Source organism: Slackia equolifaciens, assembly GCF_003725995.1.
GTDB lineage: Bacteria > Actinomycetota > Coriobacteriia > Coriobacteriales > Eggerthellaceae > Slackia > Slackia equolifaciens.
This window is the reverse complement of the sequence record NZ_QIBX01000019.1, coordinates 24419-41781: the sequence shown is the minus strand read 5'-3', so window position 1 is coordinate 41781 and position 17363 is coordinate 24419. Positions and strand designations below refer to the sequence as shown.

Genomic DNA, 17363 nt, shown 5'->3' with positions numbered 1-17363 from the left:
TCGGGTTGAATGCGTCGGGCGCATGGATACATGGCGCCGGGCGCATCGTCTCCACATGCGCGAACTATAATCGAACCCGCGTTCGCAACGTGCGAACGATAGAAGGGACCATTTTGATTGAAACCGTGTTTTCGGCAGAGCTCCCTGTAGGCGAGCATCTGCTCATTCAAAAGAACCGCATTGTGGGCACCGGAGGTCCGGGGCCGCGCATCGCGATCGTCACCGGCGTGCATGGGGACGAGCTCGAAGGGCAATACGTGGCCTTTGAGCTGGCCCGTCGCCTGAAATCCGCACTCCATCTGCTCAGCGGCACCGTAGACATCTACCCCGCGGTAAACCCCCTGGGCATCAACTCCATCCAGCGCGGCATGCCGCTGTTCGATCTCGATCTAAACCGAACCTTCCCGGGCAACGGCAACGGCCCCATGGCCGAAACCATGACCGCCGCCGTTATGGACGACATCCGCGGAGCGGACGTATGCGTCGACATCCACGCCAGCAACATTTTCCTGCGCGAAATGCCCCAGGTGCGCATCAACGAGCTTTCCGCCGATCAGCTTGTGCCGCTGGCTCCCCTGCTCAACGTCGATTTCGTTTGGGTGCATGCGTCGGCCACGGTACTTGAGAGCACGCTGGCATATTCGCTCAACTCCGCAGGCACGCCCACGCTCGTGGTCGAGGCCGGCGTTGGCATGCGTATCACCGAAGAATACGGTCGTCGCCTGACCGATGGCATCTTGCGGCTGGCAGCGCATCTTGGCGCATGGAAAGGCGATTTCTACAGCGCGCCCGAACCCATCGTCTCGCACGACGGAGAAGTGAGCTACCTCAACGCCGAGCATGCGGGCATCTTCCTGCCGCGCGCGAAGCATGCGACGGTGCTGCACGAAGGCGAAGTGGTGGGCATCATCGCCGACCCGCTTTCGGGCGACGTGGTGGAGGAAGTGCGTTCGCCGCGTGCCGGCCTGCTGTTCACGCTGCGCGCCTACCCCATAGTGTACCCCGGCTCTCTTCTGGCCCGCATCCTGGGAGACATCCAATGAGAAAGACCACCCTGTTCACCCTTGACACCCCCTATCGCGAGCCGCTTTCGATATGCGCCGCCGAGTTTGGCGCGCCGGATGCGCCTCGCAGCATCGCCGTGGTGGGATCGACCCGCGGAAACGAAATTCAGCAGACGTTCATCTGCGCGCAGCTCATCGAGCGCCTGAGCGCCGCCGAAGAGCGCGGGCTTTTGGCGCAGGACGCGCGCATTCTGGTGATCCCCTCGGCTAACCCCTTCTCGATGAACATCGGAGAGCGCTTTTGGCCCGTTGACCACACCGATATCAACCGCATGTTTCCCGGCTATGACGCCGGAGAAACCACGCAGCGCATTGCGGCGGGCTTGTTCGAGGCCGTGAAAGACTGCGACTTCGGCATTTCGCTGGGAAGCTACTATTTGCCCGGCGACTTTCTCACGCACGTGCGCGTGACGCACGCAAACGCCATCAGCGACGAATCGCTCCAGTTGGCGGATGCGTTCGGGTTTCCCTACGTGGTGTCGCGCATGCCCAGCTCGTTCGACACCACCACGCTCAACTACAACTGGCAGGTTTGGAACACCCACGCGTTCACGGTGCTCGCCAAAGAGACCGACACCATCAACCAGCGCACCGCCACCTACGTGCAAAACGGCATCCTGCGCTTCATGAACGCGATGGGGTTTGTGCAAAGCCGTTCCATGGGCGGCTCGTTGGCCGTGCACATTGATGAATCGGATCTGGTGGACGTGCGGTCGGAGAACGCCGGCGGGTTTTTCCTGCGCAACGTGGAATCGGGTGAGCGCGTGGTTGAAGGGCAGACGCTCGCGGTGGTGGCAGATGGCTTCGACGGCCATGTGCGTGAAACCCTGCGCGCGCCCGTGACCGGATATGTGTTCTTCAGCCACACCGCTCCGCTTATCAACCAGTACACCATCGCATTCAAGCTGGTGCCCGAGGTGGCATAGCCTAAAACGAAAGGCCGGTCCGGGGCGAATCGGACGCAAAGCGGAGCAAGGTCGTCCCCGCACCGGAGCGAAGCGGGGATGAAGCACGCCGAGACGATGCAAGAACGGCGCGCCACCGAGGCGAAGCGCGCCGGGGCGGCACGAAAGTGAGACCTGCGACAGAACGCCGCCGAATCGTCCGCCCGCCCCGGCTTGCCCTACTTCGTGCTCACCGTGGGAATGGGCGTATCGTCCTTCTCGTCCAGGTTCTTTTCCCACACGTAATGCCTGGTCTCACGCGCGATCAGGCCCGAAAGCAGCAGCACCACGATGATGTTGGGCACCGCCATGAACGGGACAAGCTTTTCGCATACGCGCGAGATCACCTTCACTCCCCCGAAGATAACCACCGACACCATGATCACAATGGCAAGCCCGATGCCCCATGTAGGAAGCTCCGAACTGGCTGATATCGCCTTCTGCATCGGGGTCGGGCGTAACGGAAAGCTTGATGGCCAAAGGCAGCTTTCGCTGAATGAATTTCGTGCGTATGGTCAGATACAAGTGAGAGCCCAACAGCAGAATGATCATGGGCGGACCCCACACCCAGGCATCAACGGCGTTTATCGCCTCGACAATCGCATCCACAAGACGGCTCCTCTCTCTTCGCGCACGCGAAGCGCCCTTCGATGCATCGATTGCCCTGCGTATGGATTTCTAATCTGTTACAGTAGAGTGCTAAAGCGTTATAGGCCGGCGAACGGCGGGCCCATGAAAGGCCGAACGCTCGAGCGGATTGGCACGCGAACGAGTCGGCCCATGACTCAAGCGCCCTCTAGAACGCAGAGAAGCCCCCTACCACGATTCGTTGTCGCGGCGGTTTGATTCGTCGAGCGGCACCATATCCAAGCGCAGCGTTTGCTCGACGAGCTTCATCAGCGTTTCGTCGGAAATGTCGGGCTTGAGTTTCATGAGCCCCACCAAGCCAAAGATGAGCATGCAAAACGTCTCGTAGACGAGCTCTATTTCCACCTTGTGATAGGCGGCGTATTCCGTGACGATATGCGCATCTATGCAGTCGACCGTCTCTCGCACGGCGCGCACGCCAAACGCATCGCGCACCCCCAGCTCCTCCAGCACGCGCGCCATAGGGCGCGGCGACCCGTCCGCCCCGTACAGCGCGCGCCGCATCGCAGCGACGCACTTGCGCAGCGACCCCAGGGTGTCTCCGAACTTGCGCGACTCGTTCCACACGATCGCGCTTTCCACCAGGTCTTCAATGTAATCGTCAAGCACCGCCTCGGTGATGGCGCGCTTATTGGCGAAATAGTAGTACACCAGCTCGCGCGTAATGCCCGCCTCGGCGGCGATGTCTTTCACGGTGGTGACCGCCACGCCGCGCGTTTCATAGAGCTTACGCGCGGCCTGCATGATTTCGCCCGCCTGCCCACTCAGACGCTTGCTTTCGGAAAGCGAACGCGCACGTCGGCGCGCGGCGTTCGTGTCGCCGCCCTCGCGCGCTGAGCCTCCCAGCGCTTCACGGCGCCACTGCTCCGTAAGCCCGGCGCAAAGCGGCGCCGACGAGTGCGACCCTTCGGCATGCGCGCGCTCTCCACCGAGACGCATATCCGCATCGGCCGGATGAACAACCCGCCCCTTATTGGGTGCAATCGCCATAACGCATTCCCTCCACGCACAACAAAGCCGCCCGCATCTGCCTGCGAGCGGCTTCATTATATAGAGGAAACGCGCGACGCGGCGTGAGCATTCAGCGTCAGAGCCAAGCCCTCCGTCTATTCGTTCTCCTCCTTCACGCAGGCATACGCCTTGGTGTCGGAATAGATTTCATCTTTCAGAGGGTTGAGCTTGCGCGTGCGGATGCGATACAGCTGCCACACAGCCAGCGCCACGTTGCTCAAAAGCGCCAACAAACTTACGACGAAGAACGCCGTGGGGTTGTGCGTGGTGGGAATCGGCGCCAACACGTCGGCGAACTGCGGCACCGTCATGACGAACATGATCCATAGGGCAAGCGTTTGAGCGCGATGCTGCAGCCACGCCCCTCGCTTGATGAAAAAGGTGGGGATGGTGCAAGCCAGGAGCAGCGCGAGGCCGCAGTATGCCGAATGGTCGGAAATGCAGTTGTAGGTGTAGGCGAAGTTCCACAGATCATAGGCAATGATCCACGCCCAAATCATGTCGGGCCAAATCATGTCGCGTGTGCGGTCCTTCGAAATGATGATGCCGAACCATCCGCAAATGGTGAGGATGTTCAAGATGCCGGCAATGCCGTTCATGATGTTCCACGGACCCGATATGGTCCAGAGGTTCTCGACCACACCGCCTTGCCATAGGCCAAAGCTGTATACCTGGAAATCGCGAATGACCGCCTCGGCTATGTTGACAGCAAGAATCAGAGGCGGAAAGCACAGCGCCCAGCGCTTCTCATACAAATGATGGATGCGTTCGTCCTTGCCGCGCCACTTCACAAAACGCAGCGCCATGAAACCGAGGCAACCGGCGAGCGCCGAATAGGTTTTCACCCAGTTGAACCATGTTCCCGTGCCGTACTCGTTGCCCGGAGCGGCGGTTGTAGGCCACACGAATATGGTCATAAGCACAGGCACCACTGCGAAAAGGGCGATGCCGGCCCAAGGCTTCACGCGGCCCAATTCATTGAACGCCATCAAGGCGAACAGCACGAACAGCCAGATCGCCCAATAGATCGGCTCCCCCGCCTGATACAGAATGCCCATGACATCCCCTTCCCCTCGGCGAGCGCACAAAACGCCCGAAACCAAACGCGCCCGCATTGCGGCGACCGCGGCCGAAGCGGGCCTTCCTAAGGCGAAGTATAGGGGCGCATCGCGGGCAAGTCTTTACACTTAAGGCCGTTTTGTAAAGACCGAAAAACAGCGCGGTGATACACTTGAGACATTGGCGCACAGAAAACAAAACCGCACGTCACAGTGCGTTTTGTGGCTTGCTGCGTGGCGGTACGGCACAGCTTGGAACGCCCACGGTTCGCCCGTATTCACCGGACGCGATCCACGGGCAGGGCAATTGCCGCAGCCGAACCGTTCGAACGCGATCTAGGCCCGCATGAATGCGCCGCAAGGGGAATCGCTCCGTGCAGCCGTGCGATGAGCGCGCTCGGCGTTCGCCGCATGCCGCGGGGCAGCAGCGAGAGGGGGTCATCATGACCGTTCCCGTTTGGGTCACGCCTATTTCCATGGCCGTCTACATTGTTCTGCTCCTGCTTCTCACCGAATTCATGCGCACGCACTACCGCACGTCGATGTGGGTGTGGGTGGTGTCGCTTATCACCGTGCCGCTGTGGATCATCAACATTCCGGGCGACGACTGGTTCCGCTGGGCCAAAAACCTCTCGGTCATCCTGCCTCTCATTTTTGCCGGCATAGGCCGCATCGCAGCCGTTGAGAACAAGGACACGCCGTTTTGGCGCACAATGCGCAAGCGATGGGTGCGCTGGGTGCTCTACGGCATAGTCTTTTGCAACATCGCCGAAGCTACGCTGCGAGACTTCGAGATGGGCAACGTCATGAACGCCATGGCAGGCCTCATCCTGTGCATCACCATGCCGTTCGGTGACAAATACTGGAAATACGACACGTCGAGCCACGGCGAGATTCTGTCCTACACCGTGCCCATGTGGAACTTCCTCTACACCACGTGGAACGCCTGCTTCGTGTACGCCGAGGGGCATGCATACTTCGCCAGCACGTGCTGCATCCTTGCGGCCGCCGAGCTCTACCCCATCATCAAGCGGAGGCCCGAGCTCTATATCACCGGACGAATCTATACGCTGGGCGCTCACCTGCTGCTGCGCAGCTGCTTCCCGGCGCTGTTCCCCACCATCATGAACTCTGAGGCGTGGTTCAATCCCGACGTGATGTTCTGGTGGGGCGCCATCAACGGCATTCTTGGTCTGCCGTTCGTGTTCTGGTACTGCTACCAGCTGCACATGGGCAAGGCCGACGTAACCTTCCGCCGCGGCATAGCACGCGAGAAGTATCTGGAAGGCCGCGCCAACGGCACGATAGACGAGTACGGCGATCCGGTAGAGCCCGCCGGAAAACCCGCTTAGCCCAAACTAAGGCGGCTACGCTGCCAAACGTATGCAACGGAGGGGAATAGAAACGACTCCGCAATCGGCCGATTCCTTTCTGCGGAGAAGGCAAGTTGTAGAAAGCGCGCATGCCACGGCTACGATGCGCTTTCTACGAGGTCTATCAGCTCCTGCTGAGAATGCACCCCCAGCTTCGCGTAGATGTGCTTGATGTGGCTTTTGACCGTGTTGCGCGAAAGAACGAACTCCTCCATGATGAAGCGCGCATTGCGCCCGCGGGCGAGCATGGCGAAGATTTCGCGCTCGCGTTCGGTGAGGCCGCCCGCATCGCTGAGCTCTTTGAGGTGCATCATCGTCTTTGCCCTCGCGTTGAGGACGGCGAAATGTTGCGGGATGCCTTCCTTATCGACAAATGCCGCATTCTGCAGTCCCGTTGCGGCCCATGCAAGGCGCACGGCATTCGTCGCATCAGATGCCGGAGCGTCCCAGGACGATGGACGTGTCCGCAACACACCAGCATCTGGAACCCTAACAGCCGCTCCGCCATCGCACGCACCGCCTGCGCAGCCAGAAGCATCGGCGCATATCGACACATCCGCCATCTCATCCCTGCTAGAAGCGCCAGGCGTGAGACGCTCAATATCGCCATTGCGCCGACCGCCTTCGCTAGATACCGTCGCATCGATAATATGGCCAGGGCGAGAATCCGACCGAGCGCGATCTCCCGCCAAAGAGGCGCCCCCAAGATGGTCGGCCGCTTCGCCGGTGTAGTCTAGAGGTGCCATCTCATCTAGATCGGCAAGCACCTCAGAAAAACTGAATCGTCTGAAGAACACCCACAGGAACGCGAAGAACACGAATGCGAGGATAAGCGCAAGCGATATCACCATGCGCTCGTCTCCATGCACCAGGCCATTTGAGGCATGCCCCATCATGGCTCCAATATCGGTACCCGCCGTAGAGCAGAACTCCGCCAAAGCAAACGTGGGCAGCATGGCAAACAAATTGCGCCGCCCAATGCTTGCGAACATGAGCCATAGAAGGATGTCAAAGCAGTTCTCGCCTATGTCCATGAGCGTGTTTGCCGCCACCGATTGAATGTCAAAAGTAAGCGGAACCATCAAAAACCCCGCCATGATGAGCACCGCGGAAAACGAGAACAGCAGGTCTTCCTGCCGGCTCCCGCGCACCGCAATCGCATATATCACAATCACCAGCAGCACAAACGCAAGCACGCCCGTCTCAACGGGAGCGTTTTCCACCTCACCAAACGTCATCGCGTATCCCGATGATGCAGAAAAAAGCAGCACGCACATGAACAACCCGTGCGAGGGCTTAAGGAAGGCACCCGGATGCAGCAGCTCCATGACATCGGCGGGATCGCCCGTGCGAACGCGATCGAGCACAGGATGCGCGACACGCGTGAGAAGAACAATAGGAACGAGACTTGCGATCGCGAGAGCAACAGATGCCGCTGCGGGAGAATCGACGAATGGCATGAGGGGCCTACAGCAGTTAGCCGCCAGCAGCCCCAAGGCAACAACAAGCGGTACCAGCTTGAGTGACCTCACGCGCACAAGACTTGCCACCGCAAGGGTCATGGCCCATGCGCGCACCATGGAGCGCATGCAAAGGACGACCACGGTGGCAAACGGATGGCAGGTGGTTAGAGCGAATACGAGCAAAGGCGCCATTGCAACACACAGGACGGCAAACCCCATGGATATGCGCCGAACAAAAAGCCATTCAGGCCTAAATCGTGCAATAAACAGTGCGGCCAAATAGGTACAGCCGCCAAACAGTGTGGCAATTTCACGCGCCGCGCCATAGTAGTCCGCTACACGCGAATACACCAGACCGTTAAGAACGATGCCCGCAATATAAATGAACGCAAATGCTACCACGCAAAGAAGCACTGTTACGTCCGTATGGCGCAATACCGCATCTTTTAGCGTTTTCATTTGACCTGGCACACGCGGCGTCTCCTCCGCCAGCGCGCTGCTCCCTTCATCTACCATCGTCGATTCCTCCCCCCACCTCGACTGCGCATATTGTATCGAGTAGAGCAGCACCACGCTTGCGAGGATTATGACACCCCATTTTGACCTGGCGAAACAGCGTACCAATGATTGAAATTTCACCCCATTGGGGTGTTAGAGAACGGATTCCTAGCACGCATCGAATCACCCCAGAAATGACCCCGACGGTGTGGTGAGCGGCATGTCCAGGCGCGCCTATGATGCACGACAGATTCGGCGATGCGCCTACCAAGTTGTCGCAAGCCGCGCTCCATGCGCCCAACCGCCGCCTTCGCACACCACCCCTCCAACGCGAAGGCGGCGTCGGCTTCGTGCATGCAGCACAGGGCGGCAATCACGCAAAGCGTATCGCCAAACGCAAGCCGCATCGCGTTGCAAACGATGCGCACAACCCAAGGAGGAACAATGACCAAAATGAACACGAACGGTATTTCGCGTCGCAATTTCCTGGCTGGTGCTGCCGGGATTAGCGCCCTTGCAGCCGCAGGGCTTGCAGGATGCGCACCCCAGACCGCTTCCAGCAACGGCTCCGAAACGGCTTCAAGCGAAAGTTCCGCAACCGCCGCGGCCTCCGAAGATTGGCTGGGCACCGCGCCCGAAATTGCCGAGAGCGATATCGTAGAGACTCGCGAGACCGACATCCTAATCGTGGGCGCCGGCATGTCGGGCATGGCAGCAGCCGCCACCGCCGCCGACATGGGAGCGAACTTCATCGTGGTGGACAAGGGAACCGAGCCCGCAGCCGCTCATTACGACGTAGGCGCCATCAATTCCAAATACACCGAAGCCGCCGACCAGCACGTAGACGAAGGCCGCCTGCTCAACGAGCTCAACCGCTATGCCTCGTTCAAAAACGACTCGACCGTAGCCAACACGTGGATCCACAACTCCGCAGAGTTGATCGACTGGCTAGAGGATTTGTACAAGCGTCAGGGCATCAACGTAGAAGTGCAGCTTGATGTTGAGAACGGCTCCGACGGGCGCGCCGGCGGAACCACATATTACATCCCCGCTGAGTGCCACCACTTCATGGATGCCGACTCCGAAGACCCCCGCGGTGGCCGCGTTGAGCACATCGAGGTACTGACCAAGTTCGTCGAAGAGGCCGGCAGCCCCGTGCAGTACGGCTTCGACCTCGCGCGTCTTAACCGCGAAGAGGGCGGCCGCGTGACAGGCGCCATCTTCAACACCGAAAACGGCTACGTGCAGATCAATGCCGCGAAGGGCGTCATCCTTGCCTGCGGCGGCTACGCCGGCAATCCCGCCATGGTGAAGGGCCGCGCGCCGATTCTCACCAAGTGCGTGACCAGCTTGAATTACAACCAGAACAACACCGGCATGGGCATGAAGGCGGCCGCTTGGGTGGGTGCCGCGCTTGACACCGAGCCCGCATATATGATCTTCGACCGCGGCATCGTGCCTCCGGGAACCGATGCCGGCTACGTCGACGAAGAGTCCGGGATGTGGGCGACGGGCGGCCAGTTCAATCTGGGCAGCCAGCCGTTTTTGAAAGTGGACCGCAAGGGCAAGAGAATCACCAACGAATCTGCCAACTACGACGCTATCTGCCTTGCCGCATCCAATCATCCCGGCGGCGTATGGTGCTTGGTCATGGATTCCAACGCGGTAGACGATGTGCAACGTTTCCAGACGCAGGGATGCTCCGCCAACACCTGGAAGAACACCCTCAAGCCGGGCACGAACATCGACGAAGCATACGAGAAGCAACTCTCCGAGGGCCTTATGATGAAGGCCGATACGCTTGATGAGCTGGCCGATCAGCTGGGCTTTACCGGCGAGGACAAAGAGGCATTCCTGGCAACCATCGAGCATTACAACGAAATGTACGACGCAGGCGAAGACACCGAGTTTGGCAAGGAGGCCTACCGTCTTTCCGCCATCCGCGAGGCCCCGTTCTACGGCGCATGGTTTGGCGGCGCGCTGCTCACCACGCTTGACGGCGTGAAGATCAACGCCAATACGCAGGTGGTTGACGAGCAGGGCAATGTGATTGAGGGCCTGCACGCCGTGGGCACCTGCTCCGGCAGCTACTACGCGGGCAACTACCCCGTGTACATCGTGGGCAACTGCCTGGGCCGCCAGATGACCTTCGGTCGCTACGCCGTACGCTACCTGGAAGGCGAGATTCAGTAGCTCGCAAGGCGGCTCTCGCCTGAGGGCCGCCTTTCCCTCGAAGCGTTAGCCTCTTCTTTCCCCTCCCCAAACGGGTGGACATCCTTTCCACGGCATCCGCCCGCCCTTTCCAGAGCGGCCGTCTTCCCTCCCTTGGACGGCCGCTCTTCTCTTTTTTCAAGCCCGGGTTTTCTGACGGCAATTTGTCTTTTAGGTGGGCGCTTGCCTTCCGGGAGGCGCTTTTCTTCCGGGCGGCCGATCATCCTCAGCCACCGCCCCGCCGCCCCTTCACGCGAACCAACCCGACGCGTTCACGTTGTTCGCACGCCTTCACGAGGACGAGCTACGCAAGCATGCCGGATTGACCGGAGAAAGCATCGGGGAATGCAGGCGGGCGGCCCGAAGACCGCCCGCAATTACGCTTCCGAATGAGAAACTTCTGCGCATACAGCTCTCATGACGCTACGCACGCGCCTCCTGGGTCGCAAGCATCTGCATGATGGCGGGAGCGCCCACGTAGAGCTGCTGCGCGCCGGCATCGTCCACCATGAGCAGCGTAGGCGCAGTCATCACGCCCAGCTTTGCCACCAGCTCTTCGTTGCGCGAGGCCAGAAGCTCCTCGTATGCCACGCCGGCACGCTCGAGCAGAGGCTTGACGCGCTTGCAATTGGGGCACGTTTCGGTGGTGATGAGGTACGCCCCCGCCGGCAACGCGCCGTCTTTTTGCACCGCATGCGCAGCATGCTCGTTGACGAGCGCAGCAACATCCTCAGGGATAAAGCCCACGTTCTTGACGGCTCCGGCCTGCCCCTCGGCGTCTTCCGCATCGCCCGCATACCCGCAACGGCACCCCGCCGCCTCGCGCGCCGACACATCCATGTGCGAATGCGCCACGTCATACACCTTGCGGTCCTTGTACTCCTGGGCCTTGCCGTCGTTCCAGTTCTTCACCGGACGGTAATAGCCCGTGATGCGGCTGTACACCTCGGCCCCTTCGCCGCATTTGGGGCACGTCCACTGCTCGCCCGCCAGGTAGCCGTGGTTCTTGCACACCGAATACGTAGGGCTCAGCGTGTAGTACGGCAAACGGTAGTTCTCGGCGATGGTGCGCACCAGGCGCGCCGCCGCCTTCCAATCGGGCAGCTTCTCGCCCAAGAACGCGTGGAACACGGTGCCCGAGGTGTAGAGCGTCTGCAGCTCGTCCTGCACGTCGAGCGCGCTGAACACGTCCTCGGTGTAGCCCACCGGCAGATGCGAGCTGTTGGTGTAATACGGCGTGCCGTTCTCGTTGGCGGTGATGATGTCGGGGTACTGCTCCTTGTCATGCTTGGCCAAACGGTACGACGTGCTCTCCGCCGGCGTAGCTTCAAGATTGTACAGATCGCCGTATTTCTCCTGATAGATGACCAGACGCTCACGCATATGGTTCAGCACGTCTTTCGCAAAAGCCTGCGCGCGCTCGTCAGTCAGGTCGCACTGCAGCCATTGAGCGTTCAGCGACGCCTCGTTCATGCCAACCAGGCCAATGGTTGAGAAGTGGTTGTCGAAGGTGCCCAGGTACCGCTTGGTGTAGGGGTAGAGACCCGCGTCCAGCAGCTTGGTGATCACGGTGCGCTTGGTTTTGAGCGAACGCGCGGCAATATCCATCATGTGGTCCAAACGGCGATAGAAATCGCTCTCGTCGGTGGCGAGGTACGCCAAGCGCGGCAGGTTGATGGTCACCACGCCCACGCTGCCGGTGCTCTCGCCGCTGCCAAAGAACCCGCCGGACTTCTTGCGCAGCTCGCGCAGATCAAGGCGCAGACGGCAGCACATGCTGCGCACGTCGGAGGGCTCCATGTCGGAATTGATGTAGTTGCTGAAATACGGCGTGCCGTACTTGGAGGTCATCTCAAACAGCAGGCGATTGTTCTCCGTGTCGCTCCAGTCGAAATCACGCGTGATGGAATACGTGGGAATGGGGTACTGGAATCCGCGGCCCTCGGCGTCGCCCTCAATCATGATCTCGATGAACGCCTTGTTCACCATGTCCATCTCGCGCTTGCAGTCGCCATAGGTGAAATCCTGCGGCTCGCCGCCCACGATGGCGGGCTGATTGGCCAGGTCGGGCGGGCACACCCAGTCGAGCGTGATGTTGGAGAACGGCGCCTGGGTGCCCCAGCGGCTGGGCGTGTTCACGCCGAACACGAAGCTCTCGATGCAGTGCTTGGTTTCTTCGTACGACAGGTTGTCCATGCGCACGAACGGCGCCAGGTACGTGTCAAAGCTGGAGAACGCCTGCGCACCCGCCCATTCGTTTTGCATGATGCCCAAGAAGTTGACCATCTGGTTGCACAGGGTGGCGAGATGGCGAGCAGGTTTGGACGAAATCTTACCAGGAACGCCTCCCAGGCCCTCCTCGATAAGCTGGCGCAGCGACCAGCCGGCGCAGTAGCCGGTGAGCATGGACAGGTCGTGCAAGTGGATGTCGGCGTTGCGATGCGCGGCCGCCACCTCCTGGTCGTAGACCTCGGACAGCCAGTAGTTCGCCGTGATGGCGCCGGAGTTGGACAGGATCAGCCCGCCCACGGAGTACGTGACCGTGGAGTTTTCCTTCACGCGCCAGTCTTCCACGCGCACGTAGCTATCAACGAGCTTCTTGTAATCGAGCAGCGTGGCCTTGGCGTTGCGCACGTTCTCGCGCTGCTTGCGATAGAGGATGTACGCCTTGGCAACGTCGGCGTAGCCCGCCTCGGAGAGCACGGCCTCCACGCTGTCCTGGATGTCCTCCACGCCGATCAGGTCGTCTTTGACCATAGGCTCGAAATGCGCCGTCACGTTGAGCGCAAGCATGTCGATAACCGTAGGGTGGTACTGCTTCTCGCAGGCGTCAAAGGCCTTGGTAATGGCAGCGGCGATCTTTTTGATGTCGAATGCGGCAATGGCGCCGTCGCGTTTAGTTACCTGATACATGGCTGCCCCTTTTCATCGAACTGCGACCTCTAAACGGCCGAATGACAACGTACGCTACAAGCGCTTTGGAAACCCGTTCTCTGCGTAACCACAGGCGGTTTCAAAAAGTAACGAGTGCGTTGTCAATCCTATCGCCCTGCCGCCTTAAATGCAATATTTAGTTTTGTAAAGCCTTCGTTGCCACAAGATATTGTGTATTCAGGTGGAAAACCTGGGGAAAACTAAGCACGCTATTCGTGCGCAACTGGGCAAACACCCGCCGCCTGTCCCGTACTGGATAACCCATGGCGATGCATGCCCGTCCTGCACGTTCGCCGCCCACCTGCGATAACGCCGCATGCGATATGCACTATCGCCAAGCCGCCTCGCGCGGTCCCGGCTCCATGGTTTTCGGTGAACGGCATGCTATATGTGCACCGTGAAAGCAGCCCATGATTCTGAATTCAATTAGTCGACGCGGTTAGTCGACGCCACGCACCTGAGCTGACGGCACGAACGAACGCACCGCATGGGCCAACGCGTGCATCTCTTCGGACGAATACGTATGGAGCGTACCCCGCCCACCAATCACGCCGTCGGAATCCACGAAGGCCTGCAAATACCACGCACGGGCGCCGCGGATGTCGGAGGCGATTGCGGCCAGATGCGCCGCGTCGTGCAGCTCACGCACCACGGTAGTGCGGAACTCGTACGGAACCAGGCCGCGCATCAGAAACGTGGCCGACTCCCCCACCGAAGCCATGAGCGAACGCGCGTGAACGGGGGCGATGCCCGCCACCCGAGCAAAACGAAGCTCCTCGGCGGCAAGCGGCGCTTCACCCGCAGAATCTTCCTCGCGCGCATCCGGAGCGTCCGTTCCAAAACGCGCCTCGTTACAAGGCGCCGGATGCGCGATGCCGGACGCATCGTCCGAACCCTCGTTGCGGGACGCCAGATTCGCCGCCGAGTTTTCCTCGTTGCCCCTTGAGCCAATCCCAACCGCCGCCTTCATATCCATGGCGACGTAATCCACCAGGCCGCGCTCCACCAGATGCTCAAGCGTGGCGGGAAAGCTCCCGTTTGTATCGAGCTTGACCGCAAAGCCCATGCTCTTGAGCTCGGCGCAAAAGTCGGCGATATCGGGCTGGAGCAGCGGCTCGCCGCCCGTGATGCATACGCCGTCCAGCACGCCGCGACGTTTACGCAGAAAAGCGCGAATCTCATCCAGATCCATGGCGGGAAACCCCTCGCGCCCCGGCACCACGAGCGACGCGTTGTGGCAAAACGGACAGCGGAAATCGCACCCGGGACAAAACAGCGTAGCCGCCATGTGCTCCGGAAAATCCAGCAGTGTGAGCTTTTGCAGTCCCGCTATGCGCATACGCTCCTCCTCTTCCGCGTTAATCCGTCGCCCCGCCCCGCTGCGCGTCGCTCCGAATACGTCGCTTGCCGCACGCCATCCACGCCTCACGCGTCCATACCGCTTCCGCGTACAAAAAATCGCCGCCCTAAGGGACGGCGATTAGGCCTACTTCGTTGTCACAACGGGGATTTCCTCGTCGAACACCTCGTCCAGATTGTCGTCGTAGATATAGTGCTTGGTCTCGCGCGCGATCAGGCCCGAAAGCAGCAGCACCATGATGATGTTGGGCACAGCCATGAGCGCGTTGCCGATATCGGAAATCGTCCACACCACATCGCCTACGCCCATGGCGCCCAGGAAGCCCACAATCACATAAACCGCCTGATAGGGGCGCTGCGCCTTGCGACCGAACAGATAGGTGACGCAGCGGTTGCCGTAATAGCTCCAGCCGATGGCGGTGGAATACGCAAAGCAGATCATGCCCAGCACCAGCACCGGCGTTCCGATAACGGGGATGGTTGCGAATGCCGCGCTGGAGAGCGCCGCGCCCTCGGAAAGGCTTTCGCCCTGAACGATGCCGGGATTTGCCAGCATGGTCGCCACCAGCACGATGCCGGTAAGCGCGCAGATGATGACCGTGGACCAGAACGTGCCGGTCATGGCGACGAGCGCCTGGCGGGCGGGGTTCTTGGTCGCCGCGGCGGCCGCCACGATAGGAGCGGAGCCCAGGCCGGACTCGTTGGAGAACAGGCCGCGCGCGCAGCCGAACTGCAGGGCGACCATGATGCCGCTGCCCACTGCGCCGCCGAACGCCGCCTTGGCAGTGAACGCGCATTCGAAGATCAGACCGATGGCAGGAACGATGTACTGCCAGTTGTACACCAGGATGAACAGGCAGCCCAGCGTGTATGCGACGGCCATGAACGGCACGAGCTTCTCGCACACGTTGGCGATGCCCTTGATGCCGCCGAAGATGACGAGCGCCACCGCGATGGCGATGATCAGGGCGATGACCCACGTGGGAATGCCCGGGATGCTCGACTCGATAATGCCCGTCATGGCGGCCGACTGCACGGCCGACCCCGTGCCGATGGTGGCGATCACGGCGAACAGCGCAAACGCCACGGCGCCGAGCTTCGCCCACCAGGGCGTGGAGCCGTCCTTGCGCTTGAACGCGCGCTCCCAGGCGTACATCGCGCCGCCGAGCATCTCGCCGCCGCTATCTTTCACGCGATAGCGCACCGAGGCATACACCTCGGCGTACTTGGTGGCGATGCCGAACACGCCGGTAAGCCACATCCAGAACACGGCGCCCGGACCGCCCGAAATGATAGCGGTCGCCACGCCCACGATCGATCCCGTGCCAATGGTGCTTGCAAGCGCGGTGGCAAGCGCGCCGAACTGGCTCACGTCTCCCTCGGAATCGTCGTCGTTGACGACGGACATCTTGATGGCAAGCGGCAGTTTACGCTGGATGAACCCCGTGCGAATGGTGAGGAAGATATGCGAGCCGAGCAGCAGGCATATCATGATTGGCCCCCAAACGAAGGCATCGATCTGATTAAGCAGGTTGATGATGTCCATGGCGTTACTTCTTATCTTTTCCGATTTGACACGAATCAATCGGAGTATTGTACCAAAGCGCGTTTAACCTAAATTTTACGAAGCCGTCAATGGCGCAGACGCCCTGTGGATGGCAGGCTGCCGACTATTGGTGCGCATACAAGACTCGTCGCTTTGTTGCCGTGGAGCGATTCGATGCGCGGGGCAAACGCGAGCCGTCTACATGCCCATCTCGCGGTACTTTTCCTCCGTCGCACGCTTGGCGGGCTCCCACCAGGCGCGGTGCTCCTCGTACCAGCGGATGGTCTCGCGCAGGCCCTGGGCGAAATCGGCATGCTTGGGCTCCCAGCCCAGCTCGCGGCGCAGCCTGGATGCGTCTATGGCGTAGCGGCGGTCGTGGCCGGGGCGGTCGCGCACCCAGTCGAAGTCGTCCGCATCGCGCCCCATAGCCTCGAGAATTGCACGCAGCACGTCGATGTTGGAGCGCTCGCCGTCGGCGCCTATCAGGTACGTCTCGCCGATGCGCCCGCGCGTGAGGACCTCCCACACGGCGGAGGAGTGGTCGTCCACGTGGATCCAGTCGCGCACGTTCAGGCCGTCGCCGTAGAGCTTGGGCCTCTCGCCGCAGAGGATGTTGGTGATCTGGCGCGGGATGAACTTCTCCACGTGCTGGTAGGGCCCGTAGTTGTTGGAGCAGTTGGAGACGGTCGCCCGCACGCCGTAGGTGCGCACCCACGCGCGCACGAGCATGTCGCCCGCGGCCTTCGTGGAGCTGTAGGGCGAGCTGGGGCGGCAGGGCGACTCCTCCGTGAAGCGCGCGGGGTCGTCGAGGGCCAGGTCGCCGTACACCTCGTCAGTGGACACGTGGTGGAGGCGCACGTCGTGGGCGCGGCACGCCTCGAGCAGGCGCATCACGCCCTCCACGTTGGCGCGCAGGAACGGCCCGGGCTCGGCGATGGAGCGGTCCACGTCGGTCTCCGCGGCGAAATTGACCACGGCGTCGCATCCGGGCACCACCGCGCCCAGCAGCGCTTCGTCGCAGATGTCGCCCACCACGAGCTCCACCTGATCCTCCGGGAGCCCGGCGATGTTGGCGGGATTGCCCGCGTAGGTGAGCTTGTCCAGCACGGTCACGCGCACGCCCGGGCGCTCGCGCACCACCCAGCGCACGAAGTTGGACCCCATGAACCCGCACCCGCCGGTGACGAGGATATGCGCGAATTCCCCATGCTCCACTATTGGCCATCCCATCAATATCGAAAGCCTGCTGCCATC

Annotated in this window: 11 protein-coding genes and 1 pseudogene; 4 read left to right on the top strand and 8 right to left on the bottom strand. The window is 61.0% G+C overall.

The window, feature by feature from the left end; all coding sequences use genetic code 11:
• Positions 1-113: 113 nt before the first annotated feature.
• Together DMP06_RS09420 and DMP06_RS09415 are read left to right on the top strand one after the other, a co-directional pair.
• The gene (locus DMP06_RS09420) at positions 114-1043 is read left to right on the top strand and encodes a M14 family metallopeptidase (protein WP_123209490.1); all 930 of its coding nucleotides are present in this window, start codon (positions 114-116) and stop codon (positions 1041-1043) included.
• The gene (locus DMP06_RS09415) at positions 1040-1990 is read left to right on the top strand and encodes a succinylglutamate desuccinylase/aspartoacylase domain-containing protein (RefSeq protein WP_123209489.1); all 951 of its coding nucleotides are present in this window, start codon (positions 1040-1042) and stop codon (positions 1988-1990) included. The genes DMP06_RS09420 and DMP06_RS09415 overlap by 4 nt, the downstream gene beginning before the upstream one ends.
• Before the next feature lie 320 nt (positions 1991-2310).
• Here DMP06_RS09415 and DMP06_RS09410 read toward each other — a convergent pair.
• The 3 genes and pseudogenes from DMP06_RS09410 to DMP06_RS09400 form a co-directional block, all read right to left on the bottom strand.
• Positions 2311-2560: pseudogene (locus DMP06_RS09410) on the bottom strand (alanine:cation symporter family protein); the annotation flags it as partial.
• Between the two features lie 264 nt (positions 2561-2824).
• On the bottom strand, positions 2825-3646 hold the full coding sequence (locus tag DMP06_RS09405; protein ID WP_245962468.1) for a TetR/AcrR family transcriptional regulator: 822 nt from the start codon (positions 3644-3646) through the stop codon (positions 2825-2827).
• Positions 3647-3762: 116 nt separating this feature from the next.
• Complete coding sequence (locus tag DMP06_RS09400) at positions 3763-4725, bottom strand: DUF5692 family protein (protein WP_123209488.1); 963 nt, start codon at positions 4723-4725, stop codon at positions 3763-3765.
• 443 nt (positions 4726-5168) lie between these two features.
• Between DMP06_RS09400 and DMP06_RS09395 the strand changes: the two genes are divergently transcribed.
• Positions 5169-6077 (top strand): hypothetical protein, encoded by a 909-nt coding sequence (locus DMP06_RS09395; RefSeq protein WP_123209487.1) that lies wholly within the window; start codon positions 5169-5171, stop codon positions 6075-6077.
• A 119-nt stretch (positions 6078-6196) separates the two neighbouring features.
• Here DMP06_RS09395 and DMP06_RS11755 read toward each other — a convergent pair whose 3' ends face one another.
• Entirely contained in the window at positions 6197-8077 is a 1881-nt protein-coding gene (locus DMP06_RS11755) for a response regulator transcription factor (protein ID WP_245962467.1), read from the bottom strand.
• Between the two features lie 426 nt (positions 8078-8503).
• On the opposite strand from DMP06_RS11755, the gene DMP06_RS09385 reads away from it, so the two are divergent.
• Entirely contained in the window at positions 8504-10252 is a 1749-nt protein-coding gene (locus DMP06_RS09385) for an FAD-dependent oxidoreductase (RefSeq protein ID WP_123209486.1), read from the top strand.
• Positions 10253-10693: 441 nt separating this feature from the next.
• Here DMP06_RS09385 and DMP06_RS09375 read toward each other — a convergent pair whose 3' ends face one another.
• The 4 genes from DMP06_RS09375 to rfbB form a co-directional block, all read right to left on the bottom strand.
• Positions 10694-13183, bottom strand: a complete 2490-nt coding sequence (locus DMP06_RS09375; RefSeq protein ID WP_123209484.1) for a ribonucleoside triphosphate reductase — start codon at positions 13181-13183, stop codon at positions 10694-10696.
• A 460-nt stretch (positions 13184-13643) separates the two neighbouring features.
• Complete coding sequence (locus DMP06_RS09370) at positions 13644-14543, bottom strand: anaerobic ribonucleoside-triphosphate reductase activating protein (RefSeq protein WP_123209483.1); 900 nt, start codon at positions 14541-14543, stop codon at positions 13644-13646.
• A gap of 147 nt (positions 14544-14690) precedes the next feature.
• Positions 14691-16109 (bottom strand): alanine/glycine:cation symporter family protein, encoded by a 1419-nt coding sequence (locus tag DMP06_RS09365; RefSeq protein WP_123209482.1) that lies wholly within the window; start codon positions 16107-16109, stop codon positions 14691-14693.
• A gap of 198 nt (positions 16110-16307) precedes the next feature.
• The gene (gene rfbB / locus DMP06_RS09360; RefSeq protein WP_245962466.1) at positions 16308-17324 is read right to left on the bottom strand and encodes a dTDP-glucose 4,6-dehydratase; all 1017 of its coding nucleotides are present in this window, start codon (positions 17322-17324) and stop codon (positions 16308-16310) included.
• Positions 17325-17363: the final 39 nt, after the last annotated feature.

What these genes read in the sequence shown, in the direction of transcription:
- DMP06_RS09415 (WP_123209489.1), top strand. Translation starts at nt 1,040, where the DNA reads ATGAGAAAGACCACCCTGTTCACCCTTGACACCCCCTATCGCGAGCCG.
- DMP06_RS09405 (WP_245962468.1), bottom strand. Translation starts at nt 3,646, where the DNA reads ATGGCGATTGCACCCAATAAGGGGCGGGTTGTTCATCCGGCCGATGCG.
- DMP06_RS09400 (WP_123209488.1), bottom strand. Translation starts at nt 4,725, where the DNA reads ATGGGCATTCTGTATCAGGCGGGGGAGCCGATCTATTGGGCGATCTGG.
- DMP06_RS09395 (WP_123209487.1), top strand. Translation starts at nt 5,169, where the DNA reads ATGACCGTTCCCGTTTGGGTCACGCCTATTTCCATGGCCGTCTACATT.
- DMP06_RS11755 (WP_245962467.1), bottom strand. Translation starts at nt 8,077, where the DNA reads ATGGTAGATGAAGGGAGCAGCGCGCTGGCGGAGGAGACGCCGCGTGTG.
- DMP06_RS09385 (WP_123209486.1), top strand. Translation starts at nt 8,504, where the DNA reads ATGACCAAAATGAACACGAACGGTATTTCGCGTCGCAATTTCCTGGCT.
- DMP06_RS09375 (WP_123209484.1), bottom strand. Translation starts at nt 13,183, where the DNA reads ATGTATCAGGTAACTAAACGCGACGGCGCCATTGCCGCATTCGACATC.
- DMP06_RS09370 (WP_123209483.1), bottom strand. Translation starts at nt 14,543, where the DNA reads ATGCGCATAGCGGGACTGCAAAAGCTCACACTGCTGGATTTTCCGGAG.
- DMP06_RS09365 (WP_123209482.1), bottom strand. Translation starts at nt 16,109, where the DNA reads ATGGACATCATCAACCTGCTTAATCAGATCGATGCCTTCGTTTGGGGG.